The sequence below is a fragment of the Mycolicibacterium aurum genome (genome assembly GCF_900637195.1).
Taxonomy (GTDB): Bacteria; Actinomycetota; Actinomycetes; order Mycobacteriales; family Mycobacteriaceae; genus Mycobacterium; species Mycobacterium aurum.
The window spans coordinates 3,874,090-3,900,750 of the sequence record NZ_LR134356.1 but is presented as its reverse complement, the minus strand read 5'-3'; the positions used below and the strand labels follow the sequence as shown (position 1 = coordinate 3,900,750).

Sequence of the window (26,661 nt, the reverse complement as noted above, 5' to 3'; positions counted from 1 at the left end):
GTTAGGGCAGCCTGCACTTAATTCTGAGTCGAGGAGGATTTGTGGGTTCGACGTCGACGACCGTGCAGTCCGTCCGAGACGAGGTTGCCGAGCTTCTCGGTGTCAGCGCGGCCGACGTCGATCCCGAGGCCGATCTGATCGCGGCAGGTCTCGACTCGATCCGGATGATGTCGTTGTCGGGACGCTGGCGCAGGCAGGGCATCGATGTGGGCTTTGCCGCGCTGGCCGCGAACCCGACCGTGGCCGCGTGGACCGCTCTGGTCACCGGCGGCACCGTAGCGGTGACCGACGCGCCCGCGCCGACCCCGCAGGCCGCCGCCGGCGGTGACACCTTTCCGCTCGCGGCGATCCAGCACGCGCTTTGGGTGGGTCGCAACGACGACCAGCAACTCGGTGGCGTCGCGGCCCACCTCTACATCGAACTCGACGGTGCCGGAGTGGATCCCGACCGCCTCCGCACCGCCGCGGCCAGGCTCGCGGCACGGCACCCGATGCTGCGCGTGGAAATTCTTCCGGACGGCACGCAACGGATCGGCGATCGCGGACTGCCGGTCACCGTCTATGACCTTCGTGACGGCGACCCGGGCGCTGCCGAGCAGCGGCTCGCCGACATCCGCGATGAGAAGTCGCACCAGATGTTGCACGGCGAGGTACTGGAGATCTCGCTGTCACTGCTGCCCGACGGCCGCACCCGTCTGCACGTCGACCTGGACATGCAGGCTGCCGATGCGGTGAGCTACCGCAACTTCATGGCCGATCTTGCGGTGTTCTACCGCGGCGGCACGCTTCCCGAGCTCGGGTACACCTACCGCGAATATCGCGAGGCGCTGACGGCGGAGCCGTCGAGGGTGACCGGAACCGACGAGGACCGACACTGGTGGGCCGAGCGGCTGCCCGATCTGCCGCAGGGGCCTGCACTTCCGCTGGTCCCGCTGTCGGAACAGGCGGACCCCCGCCGCGGCACTCGCCGATGGCACATCCTCGACGTCGCGACGCGCGATGCGCTGTTCGCCGCCGCGCACCGGCGCGGCGTCACCCCGGCGATGGCGGTGGCCGCGTCCTATGCCGGAACGCTCGCACGGTGGTCAGCGAACCGTCGATTTCTGTTGAACCTCCCCATGTTCGGACGCGAACAATTCCACCCCGACGTCGACAAGCTGGTCGGGGATTTCACCTCGTCCTTGATGCTCGACGTCGATCTCACCGGCGCCGACAGCCCGATCGCGCGAGCGCGCGTGCTCCAGGAGACACTGCACACCACGGCGTCGCACGCCAGCTATTCCGGTCTCTCGGTGCTGCGCGACCTCACCCGTCACCACGGCACCCCGGTCCTGGCGCCGATCGTGTACACCAGCGCCCTCGGTCTCGGTGACCTGTTCGCCGGCGAGGTCACCGAACAGTTCGGCACGCCGGTGTGGACTATCTCGCAGGGCCCGCAGGTCCTGCTCGACGCCCAGGCCACGCCCGTCGCCGACGGGCTGATGATCAACTGGGACACCCGCGAGGATGCCTTCCGGCCCGGTGTCGCCGACGCGATGTTCGCCCACCACATTGCCGAGCTCGAACGTCTCGCCGATGATGAAAAATCCTGGGAAGCTGGTGATCTCACGCCCGTTCCGGCCGGGCAGCAGGCGGCTCGCGACGCCGTGAACGACGTGGCAGGTGCGCCGAGCGGCGACGCGTTGCACGACGGGTTCTTCCGCCACGCGCAGGCATACCCGGATGCGCCCGCGGTCGTCGGCAGCGCGGGCACCCTCACCTACGGTCAGCTGCGCGATCGGGTGCTGACGGTCGCTGCCGCGCTCGACGTCGCCGGCGTCCGGCGGGCCGACGCCGTGGCGGTGCTGGGCCCCAAGAATGAGGAGCAGGTCATCGCACTGCTCGCGATCACGGCACTCGGCGCGGTGTACGTGCCCGTCGGCGTCGACCAGCCCGACGAGCGCGCCCGCCGAATACTGGCGAGCGGCAGCGTGCGCATGGCGCTGGTGTGCGGCGACGAGCCCCCGACCACGATGCCCGCGCTGACTGTCACCGAGGCGATCCGCGTCGGTCGGCGCGCCGTCGGATTCACCCGGCCCCCAGTCGATCCTGCCGAACTCGCCTACATCCTGTTCACCTCGGGCTCCACCGGGGAGCCCAAGGGCGTGGAGATGACGCACGACGCCGCCATGAACACGGTCGAGTTCATCAACGGGCACTTCGACATCGGGCCCGCCGATCGCTGTCTCGCATTGTCGACGCTGGAGTGCGACCTGTCCGTCCTTGACGTCTTCGGGATGCTGCGGGCGGGCGGCTCGCTCGTGGTCGTCGACGAAGAGAATCGCCGCGACCCGGACACGTGGGCGCGCCTCATCGAGCAGCACGGTGTCACGGTGCTGCACTTCATGCCCGGCTGGCTGGAGATGCTCGCCGAAGTCGACGGTGACCTGTCGTCGGTGCGGGTGGTACCCACCGGCGGTGACTGGGTGCGCCCCGAACTCGTCCGCACACTGCGCAAGCGCGCTCCACACATGCGGTTCGCAGGTCTCGGGGGTGCCACCGAGACGGCCACCCACAACACCATCTGCGAAGTGGGCGACATCCCGGCGGATTGGACGTCGGTGCCGCTCGGTGTCCCGCTGCCCAACAACGCGTGTCGGGTGGTCGCTGCGGACGGCCGGGACTGCCCGGACTGGGTGGCCGGCGAGCTGTGGGTCGGGGGTCGCGGGGTGGCGCGCGGATACTGCGCCAGACCCGACCTGAGCGCGCAACGATTTGTCGAACACGACGGCAGGATCTGGTACCGCACCGGCGATCTGGTTCGTTACCGACCCGGTGGCGTCCTGGAGTTCGTCGGGCGCGCCGATCACCGGGTCAAGGTCAGCGGCTACCGCGTCGAGCTCGGCGACGTGGAGTCCGCACTGCGCCGGTTACCCGGGGTCGATTCCGCGGTCGCGGCGATCGTACCGGCGGCCGGTGGCCCCGAGGTCCTCGCCGCCCTGGTGAGTGCCGAGGCGGGTGCTGCCGGGCTCACACCGCAGAAGCTGGCCGCGGCGATGGCCGAAATCGTGCCGCCCCACATGATTCCGCAGATCATCGCGACCGCCGACCAGGTGCCCTACACCGTCGGGGGCAAGCTCGACCGCGCCGAGGTGGCGCGGCGCCTTGCCGGGGCCGACGTCGTCGCCGGAATCGGGTACCGCCCACCGGCAACGCCGCTGGAATCGGCGCTGTGCTCGATCATCGGAACGGTGCTCGGCCGCACCGGGATCGGCGCCGACGACGACTTCTTCGCCATCGGAGGCGATTCCGTGCTGGCCACCCAGGTGGTCGCCCGGGTACGGACATGGCTGGACACGCCGACGGTGGCGGTTGCGGACATCTTCGCGACCCGAACGGTCGCTGCGCTGGCGGCTCGACTCGGCGCCGAGGGCGCCGACGGCGCCAGGCTGGCCGAGGTCGCCGAGCTGTACCTGGAGGTCGCGGGCATGGGCACCGCCGACGTGGCTGCGGCGCTCGAGTCAGGCCCGGCGACCGGGCGATGAGCGAAGATCAGAGCCGACCGCACCACAGACCATGGATCAAGAGGTTCCCGGGCGCCTCGCCTTCCCCGTCGCTTCACTCGCCCGAGCCGGGGACTCCGACCATCCTCTTCCCGCACGCGGGGGGCGCCGCCGCGGCGTATCGCAAGTTCGCCATGGCGCTCTCCTCCTGCGGCGTCGACACCTACATCGTGCAGTATCCCCGCCGCGGCGACCGGCTCGCTGACCCGGCGCCCGACAACCTCGCCGACCTGGCTGCCGAAATGCTAAATGCCGCCGACTGGTCCCGCCTCGGACCGGTGCGGCTGTTCGGTCACTGCATGGGCGCGCTCGTGGGCTTCGAGTTCGCCCGGCTGGCCGCGGACCGCGGTGTGGAGGTCGGGGAACTGTGGGCCTCGGCGAGCCAGGCGCCCTCGACGGTGGCGGGATCGCGACCGGCACCCACGACCGACGCGGAACTGATCGCCGACATCGTCGATCTCGGTGGTACCGACACACGCCTTCTCGACGACGACGACTTCCTCGAGCTGTTGCTCCCCGCGGTCCGTGCCGACTATCTGGCGTTCAACCGCTACACATGCGACCGCAACGTCCGGATCGGCGCCGAGATCCACGCCGTCGGTGGCCGCAGCGACCACCGGGTATCGGTGGACTCGTTGCGGCAGTGGGAGTTACACACCGAATCCGCGTTCACCTTCACGCTGTTCGACGGCGGCCATTTCTATGTCGATCAGCAGCTCGCCGATGTCGCCGGGCTGGTGAGCTGCACATGACCGACACAGAACGCCCCGTCGCTCCGCTGCGCTCCGCTCGCCCCGGCACAGAACGCCCCGTCGCTCCGACTCGCTCCGAGGATCCGATCGTCATCGTCGGTATGGCGGTCGAGGCACCGGGCGGCGTCGCAAGCCCCGACGACTACTGGACCCTGCTGTCCGAGGAACGGGAAGCGCTTGCCCCGTTCCCGGAGGACCGGGGGTGGTCACTGCGTGCCCTCTTCGAGGGTTCTCGGCGCGACGGCTTCAAGCAGATCCACAACCTGGGTGGATTCCTCTCCAGCGCAGGTGAATTCGATCCGGAGTTCTTCGGAGTCTCGCCGCGGGAGGCGACCGCCATGGACCCTCAGCAGCGCGTCGCCCTTCGGGTCGCCTGGCGCGCGCTGGAGGACGCCGTCATCAATCCCGATGAGCTGGCAGGACACGATGTCGGCGTCTACGTCGGTGCCGCGGACATGGGCTATGGGCCTGAGATGTCTGAATTCTCGCACCACAGCGGCCATCTCATCACCGGCTCCTCCATCGGGGTGATCTCCGGCCGCATCGCCTATCTGCTGGGGCTGACCGGTCCGGCAATGACCGTCGACACGTCCTGTTCGTCGGCACTGTCGGCATTCCACCTGGCCGTCGCGGCACTGCGGTCCGGGGACTGCGACCTGGCCCTGGCGGGCGGAGTCTGCGTTCTGGGCTCGCCGGGATACTTCGTGGAGTTCTCCAAGCAGCACGCGCTGTCCGACGACGGCCACTGCCGTGCCTACGGTGCCCATGCCAGCGGCACCGTATGGGCCGAGGGCGCAGGTATGTTCGTGCTGCAACGCAAGTCCGCGGCCCAGCGGGACCGGCGCCGCATCATCGCCGAGGTGCTCGCGAGCTGTGTCAACTCCGATGGACGCTCGGTCGGGCTGACCGCGCCCAGTCGCGAGGCCCAGATTCGGCTGTTCCGTCGGGCGATCGCCGAAGCCCGGGTCGACGTCGACACCGTCGGCATGGTGGAGGGCCACGGCACCGGGACCCGACTCGGCGATCGCACGGAGCTCACATCCCTGGCCGCCACCTACGGCAGCGGCACGCCCAAGCGGGGCCCGGTCCTCGGTTCGGTGAAGTCCAACGTCGGCCACGCGGCCGCGGCCGCTGGCGCATTGGGTCTGGTCAAGCTGCTGCTGGCCGCCGAGCACGCCACCGTCCCCGCGACATTGCACGTCGACGAGCCGAGCAACGAAATCGATTGGGAGAAAACCGGGTTGAGGTTGGCCACCAAGGCGACGCCGTTTCCCGCCGTGGACGGCATGCGTTTGGGGGCGGTCTCCGCATTCGGGATGAGCGGCACGAACACCCATGTCGTCGTCGCGGTGCCCGACGCGCAACCACGGGGCGGCCCCGGCGAGATGGACCGATGACGCCCGTCACGCTTCCCGACGGTCGCGCCGCGGTGATGTTGAGCAGTCACGACGAGGGCCTGATCGCGGCCGACGCGCGGGCGGTGCTGTCCTACGTGGAGCGCGAGCAGTGCGACGTCACGCACGTCGGCGCACACGTGGCGGCGACGCGGCGGGTGCGCCGTCACCGCGTGGCCGTCAGGGCCGCCGACCGGGATGAACTCGCCGCGGGTCTGCGGGCCGTGATCGACGGCACGGAGCACCCGCTGATCGCCGCGTCGGCGCGCCGCGCGGGGACGCGCACGGCATTCGTGTTCCCCGGCCAGGGCGGGCAATGGCCGTCCATGGGCGCCGAGGCCTACCGGCTACTTCCCGTCTACCGGGCCGAAGCCGACCGGCTCGACGCCGCGGTGCAGGCGGCGGGGCTGCCGTCGGGGTTGCCGTTCCTGACCGCCGGGGGCGATGCGCACGCCGCGTCCCAGCTCGAGCTGCAGGGCGCGCAGTTCATCCACGCGGTCGCCCTCGCGGCGGTGTGGCGTTCGTGCGGTGTGCTGCCGGACCTGACGATCGGGCACAGCCTCGGTGAGATCGCCGCCGCCTACGTGGCGGGCACCATCGGCGTCGGCGATGCGGTGGCCGTGCTCGCGGCCCGCGCCTACGCCGTCGACACCATCGCGGGTGGCTACCGCCTTGCGGTGCTGGGCCTCGATGCCGACAGCGCCGCCGACTTGATCGCCGCCACACCCGGCTGGCTGGAGCTCTCCGCGATCAACGCGTCGTCGTCGGTCGTGGTCGCGGGAGACACGGCGGCGATCACGGCGCTCGTCGCTGCCGTCGAACAGCGCGGGCAGTTCGTCCGCGAGCTGGCAGTGAATTTCCCGGCCCACACCAGCGCGCTGGAACCGCTGCGCGACGACATGCTCCACCGGCTGCCGCGGTCGGCGTTCGTCGACTCCGCGGTGCAGTTCTTCGGTTCCGCCACCGGAGGCGTGGTTCCGGTCGGCACCGACTTCGGCCGGTACTGGTATGCCAACCTGCGCAACACCATCCGGTTCGACCAGGCGGTGCGCAGTGCCCTCGCGGGCGGCGCCGAGACGTTTATCGAGATGTCTGCCCACCCCGCGTTGCTCTTCGCCGTCACCGACGGCGCCGACGAGGCAGCGCGGGACGGCCGGGATCCGGCCGTCATTGTCGGCTCGGGACGCCGCGACCTGCCTCTGACCGACTGCCTGTCCGCCAACATCGTCGCGGCCGCCGTCGCCGATCCCGGTTATCGGTGGGCTGACCTGGCGGCTCCCCGGACGCGAGCGCTGCGTGGATTCCCCAGCACGCCGATGCGTTCCACGCACCTGTGGGCAACCGCCGAACCACTGCCGCCCGTAGGCGGCCTCACGGTGGCCGCCGAGACGTGGCAGCGCGTGACGCCCCAGGACCACGGCAGCGGTGCGCGGCGCTCCGTCGCCGTGCTCGGTGTGGCGGCCGAGGCTGTGCGCGGCGCCATCGCATCACGCGACGACGTCCTGATCGGCGAGCCCGCGGACGCCGAGACCCTCGTCGTCGTCGCACCGTCGTTCCCGATCGGGGGCGCGGCGGCGGTCGCCGACCTGGCGCACCGAATCGATACCGGGCTCCTGAACTACGTCGACGCGATCGGACCTCGATGCCGAGACGTCTGGCTCGTCACATCCGGTGCCGAGCGCGTCCGGTCCGGCGAGGCTCCGGCTGACCCCGGGCAGGCGGGCCTGGCGGCGATGCACCGCTGCATCGCCTTCGAGCACCCCGACCAGCGTTTCCACCATCTGGATCTGCCGCCGACGTCACCGGCGGATGCCGGGCTCGCGCCGGCGATCGTGACCGCGATCCTGGGCGAGGCGGGAGAGATCGCGCTGCGCGACGGCGGCGCCGCGATGTACCGACGCGCGCTGACGGATGACACCTCCTCGGTTGCGGCGTGGCCGTTGGACGCCGGCCTGCTGGACAACGTGGTGATCACCGGCGGATCAGGCGCTGTGGGGGTGGCGTTCGCCCGGCAGCTGACGGTCCGGGGTGCCAAGCGCATCGTCCTGCTCAGCAGGCGCGGGCTGGAACCCTCGGTGCTCGAGGAGCTCCGAGCCGTCGGCACGGCGGAGATCACCGCACCGCGGTGCGACATCACCGATCGGAGCCAACTGTCGGCGGTCGCGGCGGAGCTGTCCGCCGGGGGCGCGACCCTGATCATCCACGCCGCCGGGTCCGCCGCGCTGGTCGACCGCTCGGGCACCCGTGGGTCCACGCTGCTCGACAATGCCACCGCCAAGATCGCCGGGCTCGAGCATCTCGTGCACGTCTGGCCGATCCGTGTCGAGGCGCGAATACTGTTGTGCTCCTCGGTGACCGGGGTCTGGGGCGGTAAGGAGGTGGCCGCCTACGCGGCGGCCAACCGGATGCTCGACGTGATGGCCGATCATCTGCGCTTCGTCGGACGGCGCTGCGTCGCCGTGCGCTTCGGCCTGTGGGAAGGTAGCCGCATCATCGACGCCGCCGAGATCGGCCGCGCCGAGCGCATGGGAATGCGGCAGATGAAACCCGAGCAGGCGGTCGAAGCCGGCATGCACGACCACGGCCATGACCCCGTGGTGCTCGCCGCCGACCCCGGGCGGCTGCGCGCGTTCTTCGACGCCGCGCAGAGCGCGCAGCCCGAGGCGCAGACCGCGGCGCCGGTCACTGCGGGTGCCGCCGACGCGGTGCGCAGCCAACTGGCCGTCGTGCTCGACGTCGATGCGGCGACGCTGGACCTGGACTCGTCGCTGTTCGACCTCGGCGTCGACTCCCTGCTCGCACTCGACTTGAGGAACCGGCTCACACGCCTCACCGGGCGGACGGTGGCGCTGGCCGCCCTGCTCGGCGGGATCACCGCAGCAGATCTGATCACCGAACTCGACACCCCGCACGTACCAGAGAAAGTGGACTCTTCGCGTGACTGACATCGATACCGGGGCTCAGCTCGACGAGCGGCGGCTGGAACTTCTGCGCCGCCGGCTGCACGAGCGCGGGCTGGCCGCCGGCGCCGGGGAACTCGCGACCGGTACCGACGCGCTCACCGAGGGTCAGCTGCGGATGTGGTTCGTGCACGCAGCGGATCCGAGCGGCGCCCTGCTCAACGTGTGTCTGTCCTACCGCATCACCGGAGACGTCGACGTCGCCCGGTTGCGCACGGCCGTCGACGCGGTGGCTGCACGCCACCGCGTGCTCCGCACCACCTACCGCGCCGACACCAGCGGCGAGCTCGGGCTTCCCGTGCCCACGGTGCACACCGCGCTGACGCCGGGCTGGGCCGAGCACGACCTGTCCGGGCTCTCCGCGCGTGCCCGCGATCTCCGGCTCCAGGTGATTGCCCAGCGGGAGTTCGACAAGCCGTTCGACCTGACTGCCGAGTCACCCCTGCGGATCACCGTGATTCGCACAGCCGCAACCGAGTTCGTCATGCTGCTGGTGGCGCACCACATTGCATGGGACGACGGCTCATGGCAGGTCTTCTTCAGCGACCTCACCACCGCCTACGCCGGGCAACCGCTGATGCCACCGCCGCGGGTGCCTGCCGCCCCGACCAACACCGATGACGACGACGTGGCGTACTGGCGAGCTGTGATGGCGAATCCGCCGGAACCGCTGGAGCTGCCGGGCCCATCGGGCTCAGCCGTCCCGACCAGCTGGCGCTCGCAGCGCACCACGCTCCGGCTCGATGCCGAGGTGGCCCGCCGTGTCACGGCGATGGCCGATGACTCGGGTTCGACGCCGTATGCGGTGCTGCTGGCCGTCTTCGGGGTGCTGGTGCACCGCTACAGCCATGCCGACGACTTCCTGGTGGCCACTCCGGTGCTCAATCGCATCGGCGGTACCGAAGACGCCATCGGCTACTTCGGCAACACCGTTGCCATGCGCCTGCGGCCGCGGCCCGGAACGTCGTTCCGCGACTTCGTGATCCAGACGCGCGACACCGCGATGGGTGCATTCGCCCACCAGCGGGTGGGCCTGGATCGGATGGTCAGGGAGCTCAACCCGGACCGCCGCCACGGCGCGGAACGGATGACCAGGGTCAGCTTCGGTTTCCGTGGACCCGACCGCTTCGGCTTCACCCCGCCCGGCATCACCTGTGAGCGGGCCGAGCTGCGGTCACACCAGACGCATCTGCCGCTGGGCGTCATGATCGAGTTCGATGCAGACGAGATCGTGGTCGAACTCGAATACCTGGTCGAGATCCTCGAACCCGGGCTGGCCCGGCAGCTCGTCGAGCACTACGCCGTCCTGCTCGACAGCGCGCTGAACCACCCCGACACCGCGCTGAGCGGGCTTGACCTGATGAGCGCCGAAGACACGGCCTGGTTGCGTGAGGTCTCCTCCGGTCTGGACTTCGACACTCCGCCCGCCACCATCACCGACCTCGTCGAGGCACAGGTCGACCGCACGCCCGCCGGCACCGCGGTGGTTTACGAGGGCCGTCACTTCAGTTACCGCGAGATCAACGAATCCGCCAACCGGGTGGCGCACTGGTTGATCGGGCAGGGGATCGGCGCCGAGGACCGGGTGGCCGTGCTGCTCGACAAGTCACCCGAGCTGGTCGTCATCGCGCTGGGTGTCCTCAAGGCGGGCGCGGTGTATGTGCCCGTCGACCCGACGTATCCGCAGGACCGCCTCGACTTCATCCTCGGCGACTGCGACGCGAAACTGATTGTGCAAGAGCCTGTCACAGCAATCGACGACTACCGATCGGACAACCCCACCGACGCGGACCGGGTCCGGCCGGTCCGGCCGGACAACACCGCCTACCTGATCTACACGTCCGGGTCCACCGGGCAGCCCAAGGGAGTGCCGGTGCCGCACCGGCCTGTCGCGGAATACTTCGTGTGGTTCAAGGGCGAGTACCGGGTCGAGGCGGACGACCGGCTGCTCCAGGTCGCCTCGCCCAGCTTCGACGTGTCTATCGCCGAGGTGTTCGGCACCCTCGCCTGTGGCGCCCGGTTGGTGATCCACCGCCCGGACGGCCTGCGCGACATCGGATATCTGACCGATCTGCTGCGCGACGAGGGCATCACGGCGATGCACTTCGTACCGTCGCTGCTCGGGTTGTTCCTCTCACTGCCCGGCGTCAACCAGTGGCGGACACTGCAACGCGTACCCATCGGCGGGGAAGCATTGCCCGGCGAGGTGGCCGACAAGTTCCATGCCACCTTCGACGCCCTACTGCACAATTTCTACGGCCCCACCGAGACGGTCATCAACGCGACCCGGTTCAAAGTGGAGGGCAGGCAGGGCACCCGGATCGTGCCCATCGGCAAGCCCAAGATCAACACCCAGATCCACATCCTCGACGATGCGCTGCAGCCTGTCCCGGTCGGCTCCATCGGCGAGATCTACATCGGCGGAACACATGTCGCCTACGGATACCACCGCAGGCCCGGCCTGACGGCAGAGCGGTTCGTCGCCGACCCGTTCACCCCGGGTGCCCGGATGTACCGCTCCGGCGACCTCGCGCGCCGCAACGCCGACGGCGACGTGGAGTTCGTCGGCCGCGCGGACGAGCAGGTCAAGATCCGCGGCTTCCGGATCGAGCTCGGCGACGTCGCCGCCGCCATCACCGTCGACCCCAGCGTCGGCCAGGCGGTGGTCGTCGTCAGCGATCTGCCCAACCTCGGCAGGAGCCTCGTCGGATATCTCACCCCGGCCGACGGCACGACGGTGGAGGTGGAGCGGATCCGGTCCCGGGTGGCGGCGGCTCTTCCCGAGTACATGACACCGGCGGCCTATGTGGTCGTCGAGGAGATCCCGATCACCGCGCACGGCAAGATCGACCGGGCAGCCCTGCCCGAGCCGGAGATCCTCGCCACCAACGAATTCCGCGAACCCGGCACCGACACCGAGCAGCGGCTGGCGGCGCTGTTCACCGACCTCCTCGGCCACCGGCAGGTGGGCGCCGACGATTCGTTCTTCGACCTCGGCGGCCATTCACTGCTGGCGACCAAGCTGGTCGCGGAACTGCGCTCACGCTTCGGCGTCGACATCGGGGTGCGCGACATCTTCGAGAACGACACGGTGGCCCGCCTGGCCGCGCACATCGACACGCTCGCGGCCGGTGGAGGCTCCTCGCGGCCACGGCTGGTCGCGACCACGCACGACGGCCCGGCCCCGCTGTCGTCATCGCAGCTGCGGTCGTGGTTCGGGTACCGCGTCGAAGGTCGCAGTCCGATCAACAACATCCCGTTCGCCGCGCGCCTGTCGGGCCCGTGCGACGTCGACGCCTTCGTCGTCGCCGTCCGCGACGTCGTCGAGCGGCACGCCGTCCTACGTACCACCTACCGGGAGATCGACGGCACGCCGTACCAGATCGTCCAGCCGCCCGCCGATGTCGCGGTACGCCGCGCACGCGGTGACGGCGAGGCCTGGCTGCAGGACGAGCTGGACCGCGAACGCAAGCACGCCTTCGACCTCGAAGAGGAGTGGCCGATCCGCGCGGCGGTCCTGAGCATCGGCACCGAGCATGTGCTCTCGGTGGTGATCCACCACATCGCCGGCGACCACTGGTCGGGCGCAGTGCTGTTCAGTGACCTGATGACGGCCTACCGCGCCAGGCGCGACGGGCAGCGCCCGGGGTGGGCACCGCTTCCGCTGCAGTACACCGACTTCGGCGCCTGGCAGTCGCAGTTGCTCAGCGACGACGCCGGAATCGCGGGACCCCAGCGGGACTACTGGACCCGTCAGCTGCAGGACCTGCCCGACGAAGCGGGGCTGCCCCTGGATTTCGCACGTCCCCGGCTGCCGAGCGGGCGCGGTGACGCCGTCGAGTTCAGCATCGCGGGCCCGACCCGAGCCAGGCTCGCGGTCCTGTGCCGCGAGCTCGGTATCACCGAGTTCATGCTGCTGCAGGCGGCGGTGGCGGTGGTGCTGAACAAGGCGGGCGGCGGCACCGACATACCCCTGGGCACGCCGGTGGCCGGGCGCAGCGAGGCGGAACTCGAACAGCTGGTGGGCTTCTTCGTCAACTTCGTGGTGCTGCGCAACGACCTGAGCGGCAATCCCACGCTGCGCGAGATCCTGGCCCGCACACGCGAAATGGCCCTGGAGGCGTACTCGAACTCCGAGATTCCGTTCGAGCAGGTCGTCGACGCGGTCAACCCGACCCGCACCCTGGCCCGAAATCCGCTGTTCCAGGTGGTCGTCCATGTCCGGGAACAGCTGCCGCAGCGACAGATGATCGACGCCGACACCGAGTTCACAGCCCTGGAACCGACGTTCGACATCGCGCAGGCCGACCTGTCGCTGAACTTCCTGGCCAGCGACGGCACCGACGAGGATGAGGCCGGCTACACCGGCTTCCTGATCTATCGGCCCGAGCTCTACGACCGCCGCACCATCGAGCGCCTCGCCGGCTGGCTGCACCGGGTGGTGGCGGCCTTCGCCGACACTCCCGACCGCCCGCTGCGCGACGTCGAGATCACCGAACCCGACCAGAGGCGCCGGGTTGTGGGGGAGTGGAGCCGTGGCGCCCAGGTGCACGTGCTCGACAGCGAGCTTGCGCCGGTCGCCGTCGGCGTCTTCGGCGATCTCTACCTCAGCGGGGGCCCGTTCCCCGGCGCGGAGTTCTACCGCACGGGTGACCGGGCCAGGTGGGACGACGACGGTCGGCTTCAGATCGTCGCGGGTGAACCGGTGATCGCCACGCCGCCGGCCGGCCCCGCGGTGAAATGGGAAGCGCCGCACACCGATACCGAGCACGCGCTGGCCGCTCTGCTGGCGGACCTGCTCCAGGCCGAGGACGTCGGGCGGCACGACGACTTCTTCGCGCTCGGAGGCGACAGCGTACTGGCGGTCCAGCTCGCGGCTCGGGCCCGTGACGCCGGCCTGGATCTCACCCCCCGTCTGGTCTTCGAACATCCCGAGGTCGCGGCACTCGCGCGTGCGCTGGAGGACGGTGGCGCGGCGACGGGCGGGCAGGCGGACACCCATCACGCGCCGATGTCGGCGTCGGGGCTGTCCGAGGACGAACTGGCGGCACTGACGGAGTCGTGGAGCACCCGGGGATGACGCAGACCCGACCGGGGGCAGGGCCCGGGTCCATCGAGGACGTGATGGCGCTGAGCCCGTTGCAGCAGGGGCTCTTCTCGATGGCGGCGCTGACCGCCGGCGACGACGGACGTGATGCTGCGGCCGACCCCTACGTCATCGCGATGGCGGTCGACGCCACCGGCACCCTCGACGTCGGACTGCTTCGGCACTGCGCCGAGCTGCTGCTGGTCCGCCACGCGAATCTGCGCGCCAGTTTCCTGCAGGCCAACCTCAGCCGCGCGGTGCAGGTCATCCCGAGCCACGTCGAGCTGCCCTGGCGCCACGTCCATGCCCACACCGACGACGAGGTCGAGGCGGCGGAAACCGCGGAACGGGTACGGCCGTTCGACCTCGGGCGCGGGCCCGTCATCCGGTTCCTTCTCATCGAGGCGCCGCACCGCTGGCGCTTCGTCGTCACCGCCCACCACATCGTGATCGACGGATGGTCGCTGCCCCTGTTCATGGGGGAACTCCTGGCGCTGTACCGGGGCGGCGGCGATACCGCGGCGCTGCCGGAGCCGCCCCGGCCCTACCGCGACTACATCGGCTGGCTCGCCGGGAGGGATCAGGACACCAGCCGTGCGCTATGGCGGGCCCACCTCGCCGGACTGGACGAACCCACCCTGCTCACCCCGGCGCTGACCTCGACGGCGCCCCTTCTGGGCCGGCCCCGGCTGACCGAGGTCACGCTCGACGCCGGCGCCACCGCGGCGCTCGCGGAGGCGGCGAGGACGCGGGGCGTCACGATGAACACTCTCGTGCAGATGGCCTGGGCCTCGGTACTTTCGGTGATCACCGACCGGACAGACGTGACGTTCGGGGTGACGGTGTCGGGGCGGCCCGGCGAACTGGCCGGGGTCGAGCGCATGGTCGGACTGTTCATCAACACGGTGCCGCTGCGAGTCAGACTCGATCCTGCCGTGCCGACGGGCACACAATGTCACGCGCTGCAACGGGAGTCCGCTGCGCTACGCGACCACGGCTATCTCAGCCACGCCGAGTTCCGCGTTCTCGGCGGCGTCGGGGAGTTGTTCGACACCCTGCTGGTATACGAGAACTTCCCACCGGGTGGCATCGTGGGCCGCACCGAATTCGCGGTTGACGGAGCAACGTTCGTCCCGTCGGCGCTGGAGAGCCTGTCCCATTTCCCGGTGACCATCGCCGCGCATCTGGCAGGCGCCGAACTGACCGTCCTGGTCGAGGTCATCGACGGCGCGCTCGGTCAGCTGCAGCCCGAGACGCTCGGCAGGCGGCTGCTGTACACCGCGCAGCGGCTCATCGACTGCTGGGACAGGCCGCTGCGCGAGGTCGGCATCCTGCTGCCCGCCGAACTGCCGTCACGTGTGGCGCCGGCCGCTGCGGGGGCCCCGTCGTCCCTCGGAATCCACGGCGCATTCACCGAGATCGCCGGCGGCAGGCTGGGATCGGTGGCACTGACCTGGAGCGCCGACGGCGAGCACGGCGCGATGACCTACCGCGAACTCGACGAGGCCGCCGACCGCGTGGCCGTCGCGCTGATCGCCGCGGGAGTCGGCCAGGAGACGCCGGCGGCGGTACTGCTCGCCCGCGGGCCCGCCTATGTCGTCGCGATGCTGGGCGTGCTCAAGGCGGGTGGGGTGATCGTGCCGCTCGATCCGTCGATGCCGACCGGCCGCGTCGCCGACATCATCGAGCAGGCGGGCCCGCGCGTCGTCATCGACGACGCGTTCCTCCGGTCCGCGACCGACGAACCGCCGGCAGGCTACCGGCCCGCGCACGTCGCCGACGGCCAGGCCGCCTACATCGTGTTCACCTCCGGCACGACGGGGCGGCCCAAGGGGGTCATCGGCACTCACGGCGCAGTTCTCGCCTACGCCAGGGACCACGCGGCGCACGTGCTGAGGCCGGCCGCCGCGCGGGTCGGCCGCCCGTTGCGTGTCGGCCACGCCTGGTCGTTCACGTTCGACGCCGCCTGGCAGCCGCTGGCCGCACTGCTCGACGGCCATTCCGTGCACGTGGTGGGCGACGAATCACAGCGCGACGCCGAGGCTTTGGTGCAGACGATCGGCCGGTTCGGCGTCGACATGCTCGACACGACGCCGTCGATGTTCGCTCAGCTGTATGACGTCGGACTGACGACCACGGTGCCGCTCGCGGTGCTCGCACTCGGCGGTGAGGCGGTCAGTGCGTCGACGTGGCGACTGATCGGTGACGAATGTGCCCGCACCGGCATGTCGGCGTTCAACTGCTACGGCCCGACCGAGACGACCGTGGAGGCCGTGGTCGCCGCGGTGGACGCGTATCAGCGGCCCTCGATCGGTGTCCCGACGCAGACCATGCGTGCGCACGTGCTCGATGCGTGGCTGCGTCCGGTGCCGGACGGGGTCGCGGGACAGTTGTACCTGTCGGGACGGCAGCTGACGCGGGGCTACCTGGGTCGAGCGGCCGAGACGGCGAGCCGGTTCGTGGCAGACCCGTTCACCGTCGGGGGGCGGATGTACCGCACCGGCGATGTGGTGCGGCGCGGCGCCGACGGCGGCCTGCAGTTTCTGGGCCGTGCCGACGATCAGGTCAAGATCCGGGGCTTCCGCGTCGAACCCGGCGAAATCGCGGCCGTCCTGTGCAGTCATCCGCACGTGGCCGACGCACACGTAGCTGTGGGCAGACACCGCCGCAGCGGGCGGCTCACCGCCTACGTCGCCACGGGTGCGCATACCCCTGCGGTCGCAGAGCTGCGTGAGCTGCTGGCGAAGCGGTTGCCGCGCTACATGATTCCGCACCGCATCGTGATCCTCGACGCGCTGCCGCTGACTCCGCACGGAAAAGTCGACGACACGGCACTCGCTGAGGTCGCCGGGCCCGAGGACGGTCCGGGCGTGCAACCGGAAACGCCGACCGAGGCCGTATTGGTGGAGCTGCTCACCGACGTGCTCGACGGCGACGAGATCGGTGTGACCACCGACTTCTCGGAGATGGGTTTGGACAGCATCGTCGCGTTGGCCCTGGTGCAGGCGGCGCGTCGGCGCGGTCTGGAGCTGCGGGCCCGCGTGATGGTCGACTGCAACAACATTCGTGAGGTGGCCGCCGCCGTCGACGCCGGGGAGGGCGTCCACCAGCCCGCAGCTGTGGACGAGGACCGCTACGGTGAGGTCGCACCTGCGCCCATCATGTCCTGGACGTTCGAGCACGGGAGCTTCCGCCGCTTCACCCAGAACGTCCTCGTCCGACTGCCGGACGGCATCACCGACGACCGGGTGGAACAGATCCTGCAGGCGCTGCTGGACCGCCACGACATGTTGCGCGCTGTGCTGGATCAGCGAGATGGCGGCCACCGCCTCACCACCCGCCCACCCGGGGCGGTGCGGGCGGGCGACGTCCTGGTCGTGGTCGACTCACCGGCACAGGATGCGCTGTCTACCGAAGTCGTTGCTGCGCTTGACCGTATCGACCCTCGTGCCGGTTCGATGGTGCAGGCCGTCGTCTTCGGAAGCGGGCAACGGGTGTTGATGCTGTGCGTGCACCACCTGGCCACCGATGTGGTGTCCTGGTACGTCATGATCGGTGGGCTGGCACAACTGGCCGCCGAGATCGAGGCCGGCGAAACCCCCGGTCCCGCCGCCGAATACACCACCTTCCGGGAGTGGACCCGCCTGCTGCACCAGCGCAGCCGGTCCGATGACGTCGCCGCGCAACGGGACTACTGGGTGCGCCGCCTCTGCGCGGCGGACCCGCTGTTGGGCAGCAGGCGCGTCGACCCGTCCCAGGACACCTGGGCGTCGCTGCGGGTTGCCGATGTCGTCACCGATACGACGACCACCGGCGCGATCCTGCGCCGTCTCGACGACGCGGGCATCGAGATGCGGAACTTCCTGCTCGCGGCGTTGACGCTGACTTTGGCGGCGTGGCGGTGCGAACGGCGGCAGCCGGCCCACCACGGCGCGCTGATCGCGCTGGAGGGGCACGGTCGCGAGGACACACTCATCGGCGGAGCCGACACGTCGGCAACCGTCGGATGGTTCACCTCGGTGTATCCGGTGCGCCTCGGAGCCGGCGAGGCCGCCCCCGATGTCGAGACGGTCCGAACGAATCCCGCAGCAGGCCGCACGCTACTGAGGGCAGTCTCCGAAGAGCTTGCGGGCGTTCCGAATCGGGGCCTCGACTATGGCCTGCTGCGGTACACCTGTGCCGACGACGAGCTCGCCGGCCTGCCCCACCCGCAGATCGAGTTCAACTACATCGGAAGACACGATCTCAGCGGCGACCGGGCCGCCGCCGACTGGTCGCTGATCACCGACGGCGCGCTCAACCAGCACATGCCCGCTGCGCCCGAGCCCGAGCTGCCGTTGCGGTACACGTTCGACGTCATCTCGGTCGTGGCCGGCGGCCCCGAGGGGCCGCATCTGCGCACCAGCTGGCGATGGAGTCCACTGGTGTCCAGCGTCGACGATGTCGACCGGCTCACCGACCTCTGGCAGCAGGCCGTCACCGTCCTCGGGGAGGCGCTGTGACACCGTCGCCGCGTCCCACGCTCGCCGTGATCGGCGCGGGTCCCAAGGCGATCGCGGTCGCCGCCAAGGCCGCCGAGCTGCACGACATGGGTGTCGCGGTGCCCGAGGTGGTGGCGATCGAGCGCAGTGTGGTGGGCGCCAACTGGCAGGCCGTGGGGGGCTGGACCGACGGTCAGCACCGGCTGGGCACCAGCCCCGAAAAGGACGTCGGCTTCCCCTACCGGTCCTCGCTGGTGCCGCGGCGCAACGCCGAGGTGGACGAACGGATGACGCGGCACAGCTGGCAGTCCTACCTGATCGCCAGTGCGCAGTTCGCCGAATGGATCGACCGCGGCCGGCCCGCACCCACCCACTGGGGCTGGAGTCGCTACCTGCGGTGGGTCTCGGACAACATCGGTATGGCCGTGATCAACGGTGAGGTGCAGCGTATCTCGGTCGTCGGTGACCGGTGGGCGCTGCTCACCCCGGAGCGCACCGTGCACGCCGACGGGGTGATGATCACCGGGCCGGGTCAGGCCCGGCGGTCGATCCTGCCGCACGATCCGCGGGTGTTGTCGATCGCCCAGTTCTGGGAGCGGGCGTCGCGTCACGACCTCATCGTCGCGGAGCGCGTTGCCGTCATCGGCGGCGGGGAGACCGCGGCGTCGATGCTCAACGAGCTTTTCCGGCATCGGGTTTCGACCATCACGGTGATCTCCCCTCAGGTCACGTTGTTCACGCGGGGCGAGAGCTTCTTCGAGAACACCCTGTTCTCCGATCCGACGGACTGGGCCGGCCTCACGATGGCCGAACGACAGGATGCGTTGGCACGCACCGACCGAGGGGTGTTCTCCGCCCGGGTGCAGGACGCTCTGCTCGCCGACGACCGGATCCGTCACCTTCGTGGCCGGGTCGCCCATGCCGTCGCCCGCGAGGAACGAATCCGGTTGACGTTGCAGACCCATCGGGGCGGTGAGAAGTCGGAGACGGTGCACGGATTCGACCTGGTGATAGACGGTTCGGGTGCCGACCCGATGTGGTTCGAGGCGCTGTTCAGCCAGGACGCCCGCGATCTGATCGAGCTGGGGGTGGGGGCGCCGCTGAGTGGTGCTGCCCTGCAGGAGTCGATCGGCCCTGATCTCGCCGTCACCGGCGTGGATCCCAAACTGTTCCTGCCCGGTCTGGCCGGCCTGACCCAGGGGCCCGGCTTTCCCAATCTCAGCTGCCTCGGGCTGCTGTCCGACCGGGTCCTCGGCGCCAGCTACCCGCAAGCGGTCGAGCACCATCGTTCGACGAGGAGATCCGATGAGCACGAACCCGTTCGATGACGAACACGGCACGTTCCACGTGCTGGCCAACGACGAAGAGCAGTACAGCCTGTGGCCGACGTTCGCCGAGGTACCGACCGGCTGGCGGGTGGTGTTCGGCGACGGCAGCCGCGCGGACTGCCTGGAGTACGTCGAGAAGACCTGGACGGATCTGCGACCGCGGAGCCTGCGGGACGCGATGTCCTGACCGTCAGGCCGGCAGTGGCGTATCCATGTCGAACACCCGCGCGTGTAGCACCGTGCGGTTGCGCAGCGCGGCGCGCACCGCTCGGTGCAGGCCGTCTTCGAGGTAGACGTTGCCGCGCCATCTGACCGCGTGCGGGAACAGGTCGCCGTAGAACGTCGAGTCCTCTGAGAGCAGGCGATCCAGCGCGAGCACGGTGGTCGTCATCACCAGCTCGTCGAGACGGATCTGCCGGGGCGGGATCTGGGCCCACTGCCGATGGGACAACCCGTGGTCAGGGTATGGCCTGCCGTCGCGAACCCCTTTGAAGATCATCGAAGCGCCTTCGCTGCCCGTTGCCACCGCACTGTTTTGCTTAGACTCGTTAGGTTAACCTGCCCGAGCCTGCTGCGCCGGATCGCTCGGTCGATGGGTTGGGTGGTGATCACCGTAAAATGAACGCCACGAGTATTCCTCTTCTTCAGGTGGGTGAACAATGAGCAGCGCCGACGACCGTCGATTCGAGGTTCTGCGCGCCATCGTTGCCGACTTCGTCGCGACCAAGGAGCCCATCGGTTCCAAGTCCCTCGTCGAGCGGCACAACCTCGGCGTGTCCAGCGCGACGGTGCGCAACGACATGGCCGTCCTGGAGGCCGAGGGCTATATCGCCCAGCCACATACCAGCTCAGGTCGGGTCCCCACCGAGAAGGGGTACCGCGAATTCGTCGATCGGCTCGACGACGTCAAGCCGATGTCCAGCGCCGAGCGACGCGCCATCCTGTCGTTCCTGGAGTCCGGGGTAGACCTCGACGACGTCCTGCGCCGCGCCGTTCGACTGCTGGCACAGCTCACGCGCCAGGTCGCGATCGTGCAGTACCCGACGCTGTCCGCCTCGTCGGTGCGACGGCTCGAGGTGGTGGCGCTGACCCCCGCCCGGCTGCTGTTGGTCGTCATCACCGACTCGGGTCGCGTCGATCAGCGCGTCGTCGAGCTGGGCGACGGCATCGACGAGGCCCAGCTGGGGCAACTGCGTGACCTGCTCGGGCAGGCGCTGGAAGGCAAACCGCTCACGGCCGCCTCGGTGGCGGTGTCGGATCTGGCCCAGCACCTCAACGGGCAGGGCGGCCTGGCCGACGCGGTCGGCCGGTCGGCCACCGTGCTGGTGGAGACGCTGGTCGAGCACACCGAGGAGCGGTTGCTGCTGGGTGGAACGGCTAACCTGACGCGTAATACCGCGGACTTCGGCGGCTCGTTGCGTTCGGTACTGGAGGCGCTGGAGGAGCAGGTCGTGGTGTTGCGGCTGCTGGCCAAACAGCAGGAGGCGGGCAAGGTGACCGTACGGATCGGTCACGAGACCGAGGCTGAACAGATGGCGGGTACGTCGGTGATCAGCACTGCTTACGGCAGCTCGGGCAAGGTATTCGGCGGCATGGGTGTGTTGGGTCCCACACGGATGGACTATCCGGGAACTATCACCAACGTCGCCGCGGTTGCTCTTTATATTGGCGAGGTTCTAGGTAACCGCTGACGCACCCACCCTCGAAGGGTTCGGGGCGGAGCGGCGGGCGGGAAAGGTTGAGCGTGGCACGCGACTATTACGGGCTGCTCGGAGTGAGCAAAGGCGCGAGTGATGCGGAGGTCAAGCGCGCCTACCGCAAGCTTGCCCGTGAGCTGCACCCCGACGTCAATCCCGACGAGGGCGCTCAGGCCCGCTTCCAGGAGATCAGCGTCGCCTACGAGGTGCTCAGCGATCCGGAGAAGCGCCGCATCGTCGATCTGGGCGGCGATCCGATGGAGTCCGCGGGCGCCGGTGGCGGCGGATTCTCCGGCTTCGGTGGGTTGGGCGACGTCTTCGAGGCCTTCTTCGGCGGCGGCACCGCCTCCCGCGGCCCGGTGGGGCGGGTCCGGCCCGGTTCCGACTCGCTGCTGCGGATGCGTCTCGACCTGACCGAGTGTGCGACGGGCGTGACCAAGCAGGTCACCGTCGACACCGCTGTGCTGTGCGACCTGTGCCACGGCAAGGGCACCCACGGCGATTCCGCCCCGGCGACGTGTGACACCTGCGGTGGCCGCGGCGAGATCCAGACGGTGCAGCGCTCACTGCTCGGCCAGGTCATGACCTCACGGCCGTGTCCGGTCTGCGGCGGGGTCGGCGAGGTCATCCCGAATCCGTGCAATCGGTGCTCCGGTGACGGCCGGGTGCGCGCTCGCCGCGAGATCAGCGTCAAGATCCCCGCCGGCGTCGGCGACGGGATGCGGGTGCGGCTCGCCGCACAGGGCGAGGTCGGGCCCGGCGGCGGGCCCGCAGGCGACCTCTACGTCGAGGTACACGAGAAGCCGCACCCGGTGTTCGTGCGCGACGGTGACGACCTGCACTGCACCATCTCGGTGCCGATGGTCGATGCCGCGCTCGGCACTTCCGTGTCGGTCGAGGGGATCATCGACGGCTCCGTCGACATCACGATCGGCGCGGGCACACAGCCCGGCTCGGTCACCACGCTGCGCGGCCACGGCATGCCCCACCTGCGCTCCGGTGTTCGTGGTGATCTGCACGCCCACATCGACGTCGTCGTACCGTCCCGACTCGACCACGAGGGCATCGAACTGTTGCGTTCGTTCAAGGGACGCACCAACGATGTCGCCGAGGTCCGTACCGCCCAGAGCGGTGCCGCGGGCCACGGCGGTGGTCTGTTCTCCCGGCTGCGCGAGACGTTCACCGGGCGTTAGCCCATGCGGAGCCTCTTCTACGTCGACGCGCTTCCCGACATCGGTGAACTGGCCGTCGTCGACGGCGATGAGGGTCACCACGCGGCCACGGTGTGCAGAACCCGTCTGGGGGAGCAGCTCGACCTGTCCGACGGCGCGGGCACCGTCGCGCGTTGCGTCGTCGAGGACGTCGCGAAAGGCCGCTTGGCGGCCCGCCTGCAGGACCGGAGAGTCGTCGAGTCACCCACCCCGACGGTCACCGTCGTCCAGGCGCTGCCGAAGTCCGACCGGAGCGAGCTCGCCATCGAGTTGGCCACCGAGGTCGGCGCCGACGGGTTCGTGGCCTGGCAGGCGTCACGGTGCGTGGCGCGCTGGGACGGTCCGGCCAAGGTGGACAAGGGGTTGCGCCGGTGGCGCGCCGTTGCGCGAGCCGCGGCGCGGCAGTCCCGACGGCCCTACATCCCTGCCGTCGACGGCGTGATCTCCACAAGCGGGCTGGTCGAGTCGACGCGGGCCGCGCCGGCGGGCAGCGTGCTGGTGCTCCACGAATCGGCGACGCAACCGCTGACCGGTGTGACCGTCGGGCAGGCGGGGGCATTGACGCTGGTGGTCGGTCCCGAAGGTGGCATCTCCGACGACGAGATCACCGCACTGACCGAGGCCGGTGCCGTCCCGGTGCGCCTCGGCCCGTCGGTGCTGCGCACGTCGACCGCCGCGGCGGTGGCGCTCGGCGCACTCGGCGTCCTGACGCCGCGCTGGAGCTGACGACACCCCCTGGGGGTAGCGCACCGGGGTCCCGCTAGATAGGTTAGCCTTCCCTCCAATGCCCGAGGCTGCGCCCATCCAGAAGGACTCCCGATTCTCACCCGTGTGACCCGCGCCTGGATACCGATCGTGTTGGTGATCGTGTTGGTCGTCGGAGGCTTTGCGGTATGGCGGATCCGCAACATCTTCGGCTCGCAGCAGCTGCCCACCTATGCGGGAAGCGTGTCCAGCGACGGAGACAGGTCCGACCCCAAGGTGGTCCGCTACGAGGTGTTCGGGCAGCCCGGTGCGTACGCCGACATCAACTACATCGACGCCGAGGGCGACCCGAACCAGATCGTCGGGGCGGCGCTGCCCTGGTCTGTCGAGGTCGAGACCACCTCCCCGGCGATGGTGGGAAACGTTGTGGCACAGGGCGACGGTGACTACCTCGGGTGCCGGATCACGGCCGACGGCACCGTCAAGGACGAGCGCACCGCCTCCGACGTGAGTGCCTACATCTACTGCTTCACGAAGTCGGCATGAGGCTGTCCCACCGCCCGGCGCAGACGCAGCTGCGCGAGCCAACGTTCCTCGCGCAGTGGATCCGCCACCTCGCGGCCCCGATCATCCTCGCCTGGGTACTCGTGGTGGTGGCGCTGAACGTGCTGGTGCCTCAGCTCGAGATCGTCGCCGCGCAGAACGCCGTGTCGATGAGCCCGAGCGATGCGCCGTCGATGCAGGCCATGGCCGACATGGGCCGGCTGTTCGGGGAGTCGGAATCCGATTCCATCGCGCTCATCGTGTTGGAGAGCGACCCAGACCATCCGGACGGCGACCAACCACTCGGAAACGAAGCCCACGCCTACTACGACCAGCTTCTGGACAAGCTCAGGGCCGAGCCGGACCACGTCCGCAACATCCAGGACACGTGGGGTGACCCGCTGACCCAGGCAGCCGCCGAGAGCTCCGACGGCAGAGCCGCCTACGTCACGCTCTACCTCGCCGGGAACATGGGCGAGACGGCCTCCAACGAGTCGGTGGAGGCCGTCCGGGAGGTCGTCGACACCTCACCGCCGCCGGCCGGGGTACGCGTGCATCTCACCGGGCCGGCGGCGCTGACCGCCGACGTGACCATCGCCGGCGAGAGCAGCATGGCGTTGATCCTGGCGGTGACGTTCGTCGTCATCATCGTGCTGCTGCTGTTCTTCTACCGCTCGGCCACGACGGTGATCCTGCTGCTGCTCATGGTGGGTGTCCAGATGCTGGTGGCCCGTCAGGTCGTCGCCGCGTTGGGCCACATGCAGCTCATCGGCCTGTCCACGTTCGCGGTGAACCTGCTGGTGTCGTTGGCCGTCGCCGCGGGCACCGACTACGCGATCTTCCTGGTGGGCCGTTACCAGGAGGCCCGCGCCTCCGGCGCTGACCACGAACAGGCCTACTACGAGATGTTCCACGGCACCGCGCACGTCGTGCTCGGCTCGGGCCTGACGATCGCCGGCGCCATGTACTGCCTGTCGTTCACCCGGATGCCCTACTTCCAGAGCATGGGTGTCCCGTGCGCGGTCGGCATCATCTCCGGTGTTGCGGTCGCACTCACGTTGGGTCCCGCGATCGTCACCATCGGAAGTCGCTTCGGTCTGCTGGAACCCAAGCGCGCCATGCGGATCCGCACGTGGCGGCGCGTCGGCGCGACGGTGGTGCGCTGGCCCGGCCCGATCCTAGTGGCGTCCCTGGCGCTGGCCCTGATCGGCCTTGCCGCGCTGCCGGGCTACCAGACCAGCTACGACGACACCCGTTACATCCCGGCGTCGATTCCGGCCAACGCGGGACTGCAGGCGGCGACCGAACACTTCTCGCTGTCGCGGATGAGCCCCGAGGTACTGCTCGTCGAGGCCGACCGCGATCTGCGCAATCCGTCGGACTTCCTGATCCTGGACCGCCTCGCCAAACGGGTCTTCGGCGTGGAGGGGGTGGCCCGCGTGCAGGCACCGAGCCGGCCGGACGGCGCACCGATCGCCCACACCTCGATTCCGTTCCTGATCAGCATGCAGGGCGTCGGGCAGCAGCAGAACATGAAGCTGATGAAGGACCGCATCGCGGACATGCGTACGCAGGCCGACGAGATCGGCACGACGATCGCGACGATGAAGCAGATGCAGAACCTGATGTCCCGGTTCAACAACGTCACCATCGCGATGATCGACGACATGCAGGACATGCGGGACACCGTCCACCAATTGCGGCGCACCGTAGCGGATTTCGACGATTTCTTCCGGCCGGTCCGCAACTACTTCTACTGGGAACCGAAGTGCTACAACATCCCGATCTGCTGGGCGTTCCGGCAGCTGTTCGACTCGATGGACGGCATCAGCACGATGACCGACACCTTCGACGTGGCGATCGGGAACATGGATCAGATGAAGGTCCTGATGCCGGAGATGCTCGCGACCTTCCCGCCGATGATCGCCACGATGGAGAACATGCAGCAGATGATGCTGACGACGTACTCCACGATGAACGGGTTCTACGGCCAGATGGACGAATTGACCCGCGACTCGACCGAACTGGGCAAGGCGTTCGACGAGTCCAGGAACGACGACTCGTTCTATCTGCCGCCGGAGGTGTTCGAGAACGAGGACTTCAAGCGGGCGATGGAGGCGTTCTTCTCGCCGGACGGCAAGACGGTCCGCATGCTCGTCGCCCACCGCGGCAACCCGACCACCGAAGAGGCGCTGCAACGGGTCGAGCCCATCAAGATCGCCGCGATCGAGGCGCTCAAGGGCACACCGCTGGAGAGCGCGACGATCCAGCTGGGCGGCACCGCGGCGACGTTCAAGGACATGTCCGACGGATCCCGGTACGACCTGCTGATCGCGGTGATCTCGGCGATGTGCCTGGTGCTGATGATCATGCTGGTGCTGACCCGCAGCCTGGTGGCCGCGCTGGTGATCGTCGGCACGGTCACGCTGTCGCTGGGGGCGTCGTTCGGCATCTCGATCTTGATCTGGCAGCACATCGTGGGCATCGAGCTGCACTGGATGGTCCTCGCGCTGTCGATCATCGCGCTGATCGCCGTCGGATCGGACTACAACCTGCTGCTGGTGTCGCGGTTCAAGGAGGAGATCCCGGCCGGTCTGAAAACCGGCATCATCCGTGCGATGGGCGGCACCGGAAGTGTCGTCACGGTCGCCGGGGTGGTGTTCGCGTTGACGATGGGGTCCATGGTGGTCAGCGACCTGCGCATCATGGCGCAGGTCGGAACGACGATCGGCCTGGGCCTGCTGTTCGACACGTTCATCGTGCGGGCGTTCATGATGCCCGCCATCGCGACGCTGCTGGGCCGCTGGTTCTGGTGGCCGCTCGTGGTGCGCACTCGACCGCCGCGTCCGCCTCGTCTGCAGCCGGTCCAGACGTCTCCGGCTGATCCGGGGGGATATCAGCTGTGACGTGACGGTGCGCCGGGCTAAACTGGGGTTTCACTCAGCATCATCAGGCGCTACCC

14 protein-coding genes are annotated in these 26,661 nt (G+C 69.4%); 13 read left to right on the top strand and 1 reads right to left on the bottom strand.

Annotated features, from left to right (window positions below):
• Positions 1–41: 41 nt before the first annotated feature.
• The 8 genes from EL337_RS18160 (at position 42) to EL337_RS18125 (ending at position 19,730) form a co-directional block, all read left to right on the top strand.
• Positions 42–3,524 (top strand): non-ribosomal peptide synthetase, encoded by a 3,483-nt coding sequence (locus EL337_RS18160; RefSeq protein ID WP_048633073.1) that lies wholly within the window; start codon positions 42–44, stop codon positions 3,522–3,524.
• Complete coding sequence (locus tag EL337_RS18155) at positions 3,521–4,294, top strand: thioesterase II family protein (RefSeq protein ID WP_048633072.1); 774 nt, start codon at positions 3,521–3,523, stop codon at positions 4,292–4,294. Before EL337_RS18160 ends, EL337_RS18155 begins: the two co-directional genes overlap by 4 nt.
• A 101-nt stretch (positions 4,295–4,395) precedes the next feature.
• Positions 4,396–5,691, top strand: a complete 1,296-nt coding sequence (locus tag EL337_RS18150) for a beta-ketoacyl [acyl carrier protein] synthase domain-containing protein (RefSeq protein ID WP_048633164.1) — start codon at positions 4,396–4,398, stop codon at positions 5,689–5,691.
• Complete coding sequence (gene mbtD, locus EL337_RS18145) at positions 5,688–8,633, top strand: mycobactin polyketide synthase MbtD (protein ID WP_048633071.1); 2,946 nt, start codon at positions 5,688–5,690, stop codon at positions 8,631–8,633. Before EL337_RS18150 ends, mbtD begins: the two co-directional genes overlap by 4 nt.
• Positions 8,626–13,728: a non-ribosomal peptide synthetase gene (locus EL337_RS18140; protein ID WP_048633070.1), complete on the top strand. Its 5,103-nt coding sequence runs from the start codon at positions 8,626–8,628 to the stop codon at positions 13,726–13,728. The genes mbtD and EL337_RS18140 overlap by 8 nt, the downstream gene beginning before the upstream one ends.
• The gene (locus EL337_RS18135; RefSeq protein ID WP_048633163.1) at positions 13,725–18,236 is read left to right on the top strand and encodes a non-ribosomal peptide synthetase; all 4,512 of its coding nucleotides are present in this window, start codon (positions 13,725–13,727) and stop codon (positions 18,234–18,236) included. Before EL337_RS18140 ends, EL337_RS18135 begins: the two co-directional genes overlap by 4 nt.
• Positions 18,233–19,543 carry an NADPH-dependent L-lysine N(6)-monooxygenase MbtG gene (gene mbtG, locus EL337_RS18130; protein WP_048633069.1) on the top strand — a complete coding sequence of 437 codons (1,311 nt, stop codon included), beginning with the start codon at positions 18,233–18,235 and terminating at the stop codon, positions 19,541–19,543. The genes EL337_RS18135 and mbtG overlap by 4 nt, the downstream gene beginning before the upstream one ends.
• A complete protein-coding gene (locus EL337_RS18125) occupies positions 19,521–19,730 on the top strand; it encodes an MbtH family protein (RefSeq protein WP_048633068.1) in 210 nt (69 codons plus the stop codon). The genes mbtG and EL337_RS18125 overlap by 23 nt, the downstream gene beginning before the upstream one ends.
• 3 nt (positions 19,731–19,733) lie before the next feature.
• Here the strand turns inward: EL337_RS18125 and EL337_RS18120 are convergent, their stop codons facing one another.
• Entirely contained in the window at positions 19,734–20,042 is a 309-nt protein-coding gene (locus tag EL337_RS18120) for a type II toxin-antitoxin system VapB family antitoxin (protein WP_048633067.1), read from the bottom strand.
• 160 nt (positions 20,043–20,202) lie between these two features.
• On the opposite strand from EL337_RS18120, the gene hrcA reads away from it, so the two are divergent.
• The 5 genes from hrcA to EL337_RS18095 all read left to right on the top strand — a co-directional run bounded on the left by hrcA (position 20,203) and on the right by EL337_RS18095 (position 26,605).
• Positions 20,203–21,234, top strand: a complete 1,032-nt coding sequence (hrcA, locus tag EL337_RS18115) for a heat-inducible transcriptional repressor HrcA (protein WP_048633066.1) — start codon at positions 20,203–20,205, stop codon at positions 21,232–21,234.
• 53 nt (positions 21,235–21,287) lie between these two features.
• The gene (dnaJ, locus tag EL337_RS18110) at positions 21,288–22,433 is read left to right on the top strand and encodes a molecular chaperone DnaJ (protein ID WP_048633065.1); all 1,146 of its coding nucleotides are present in this window, start codon (positions 21,288–21,290) and stop codon (positions 22,431–22,433) included.
• A 3-nt stretch (positions 22,434–22,436) separates the two neighbouring features.
• The gene (locus EL337_RS18105) at positions 22,437–23,177 is read left to right on the top strand and encodes a 16S rRNA (uracil(1498)-N(3))-methyltransferase (protein ID WP_048633064.1); all 741 of its coding nucleotides are present in this window, start codon (positions 22,437–22,439) and stop codon (positions 23,175–23,177) included.
• Between the two features lie 105 nt (positions 23,178–23,282).
• The gene (locus tag EL337_RS18100; protein WP_109860137.1) at positions 23,283–23,702 is read left to right on the top strand and encodes an MmpS family transport accessory protein; all 420 of its coding nucleotides are present in this window, start codon (positions 23,283–23,285) and stop codon (positions 23,700–23,702) included.
• A complete protein-coding gene (locus EL337_RS18095) occupies positions 23,699–26,605 on the top strand; it encodes an MMPL/RND family transporter (RefSeq protein ID WP_048633063.1) in 2,907 nt (968 codons plus the stop codon). The genes EL337_RS18100 and EL337_RS18095 overlap by 4 nt, the downstream gene beginning before the upstream one ends.
• The last annotated feature ends 56 nt before the right edge of the window (positions 26,606–26,661 follow it).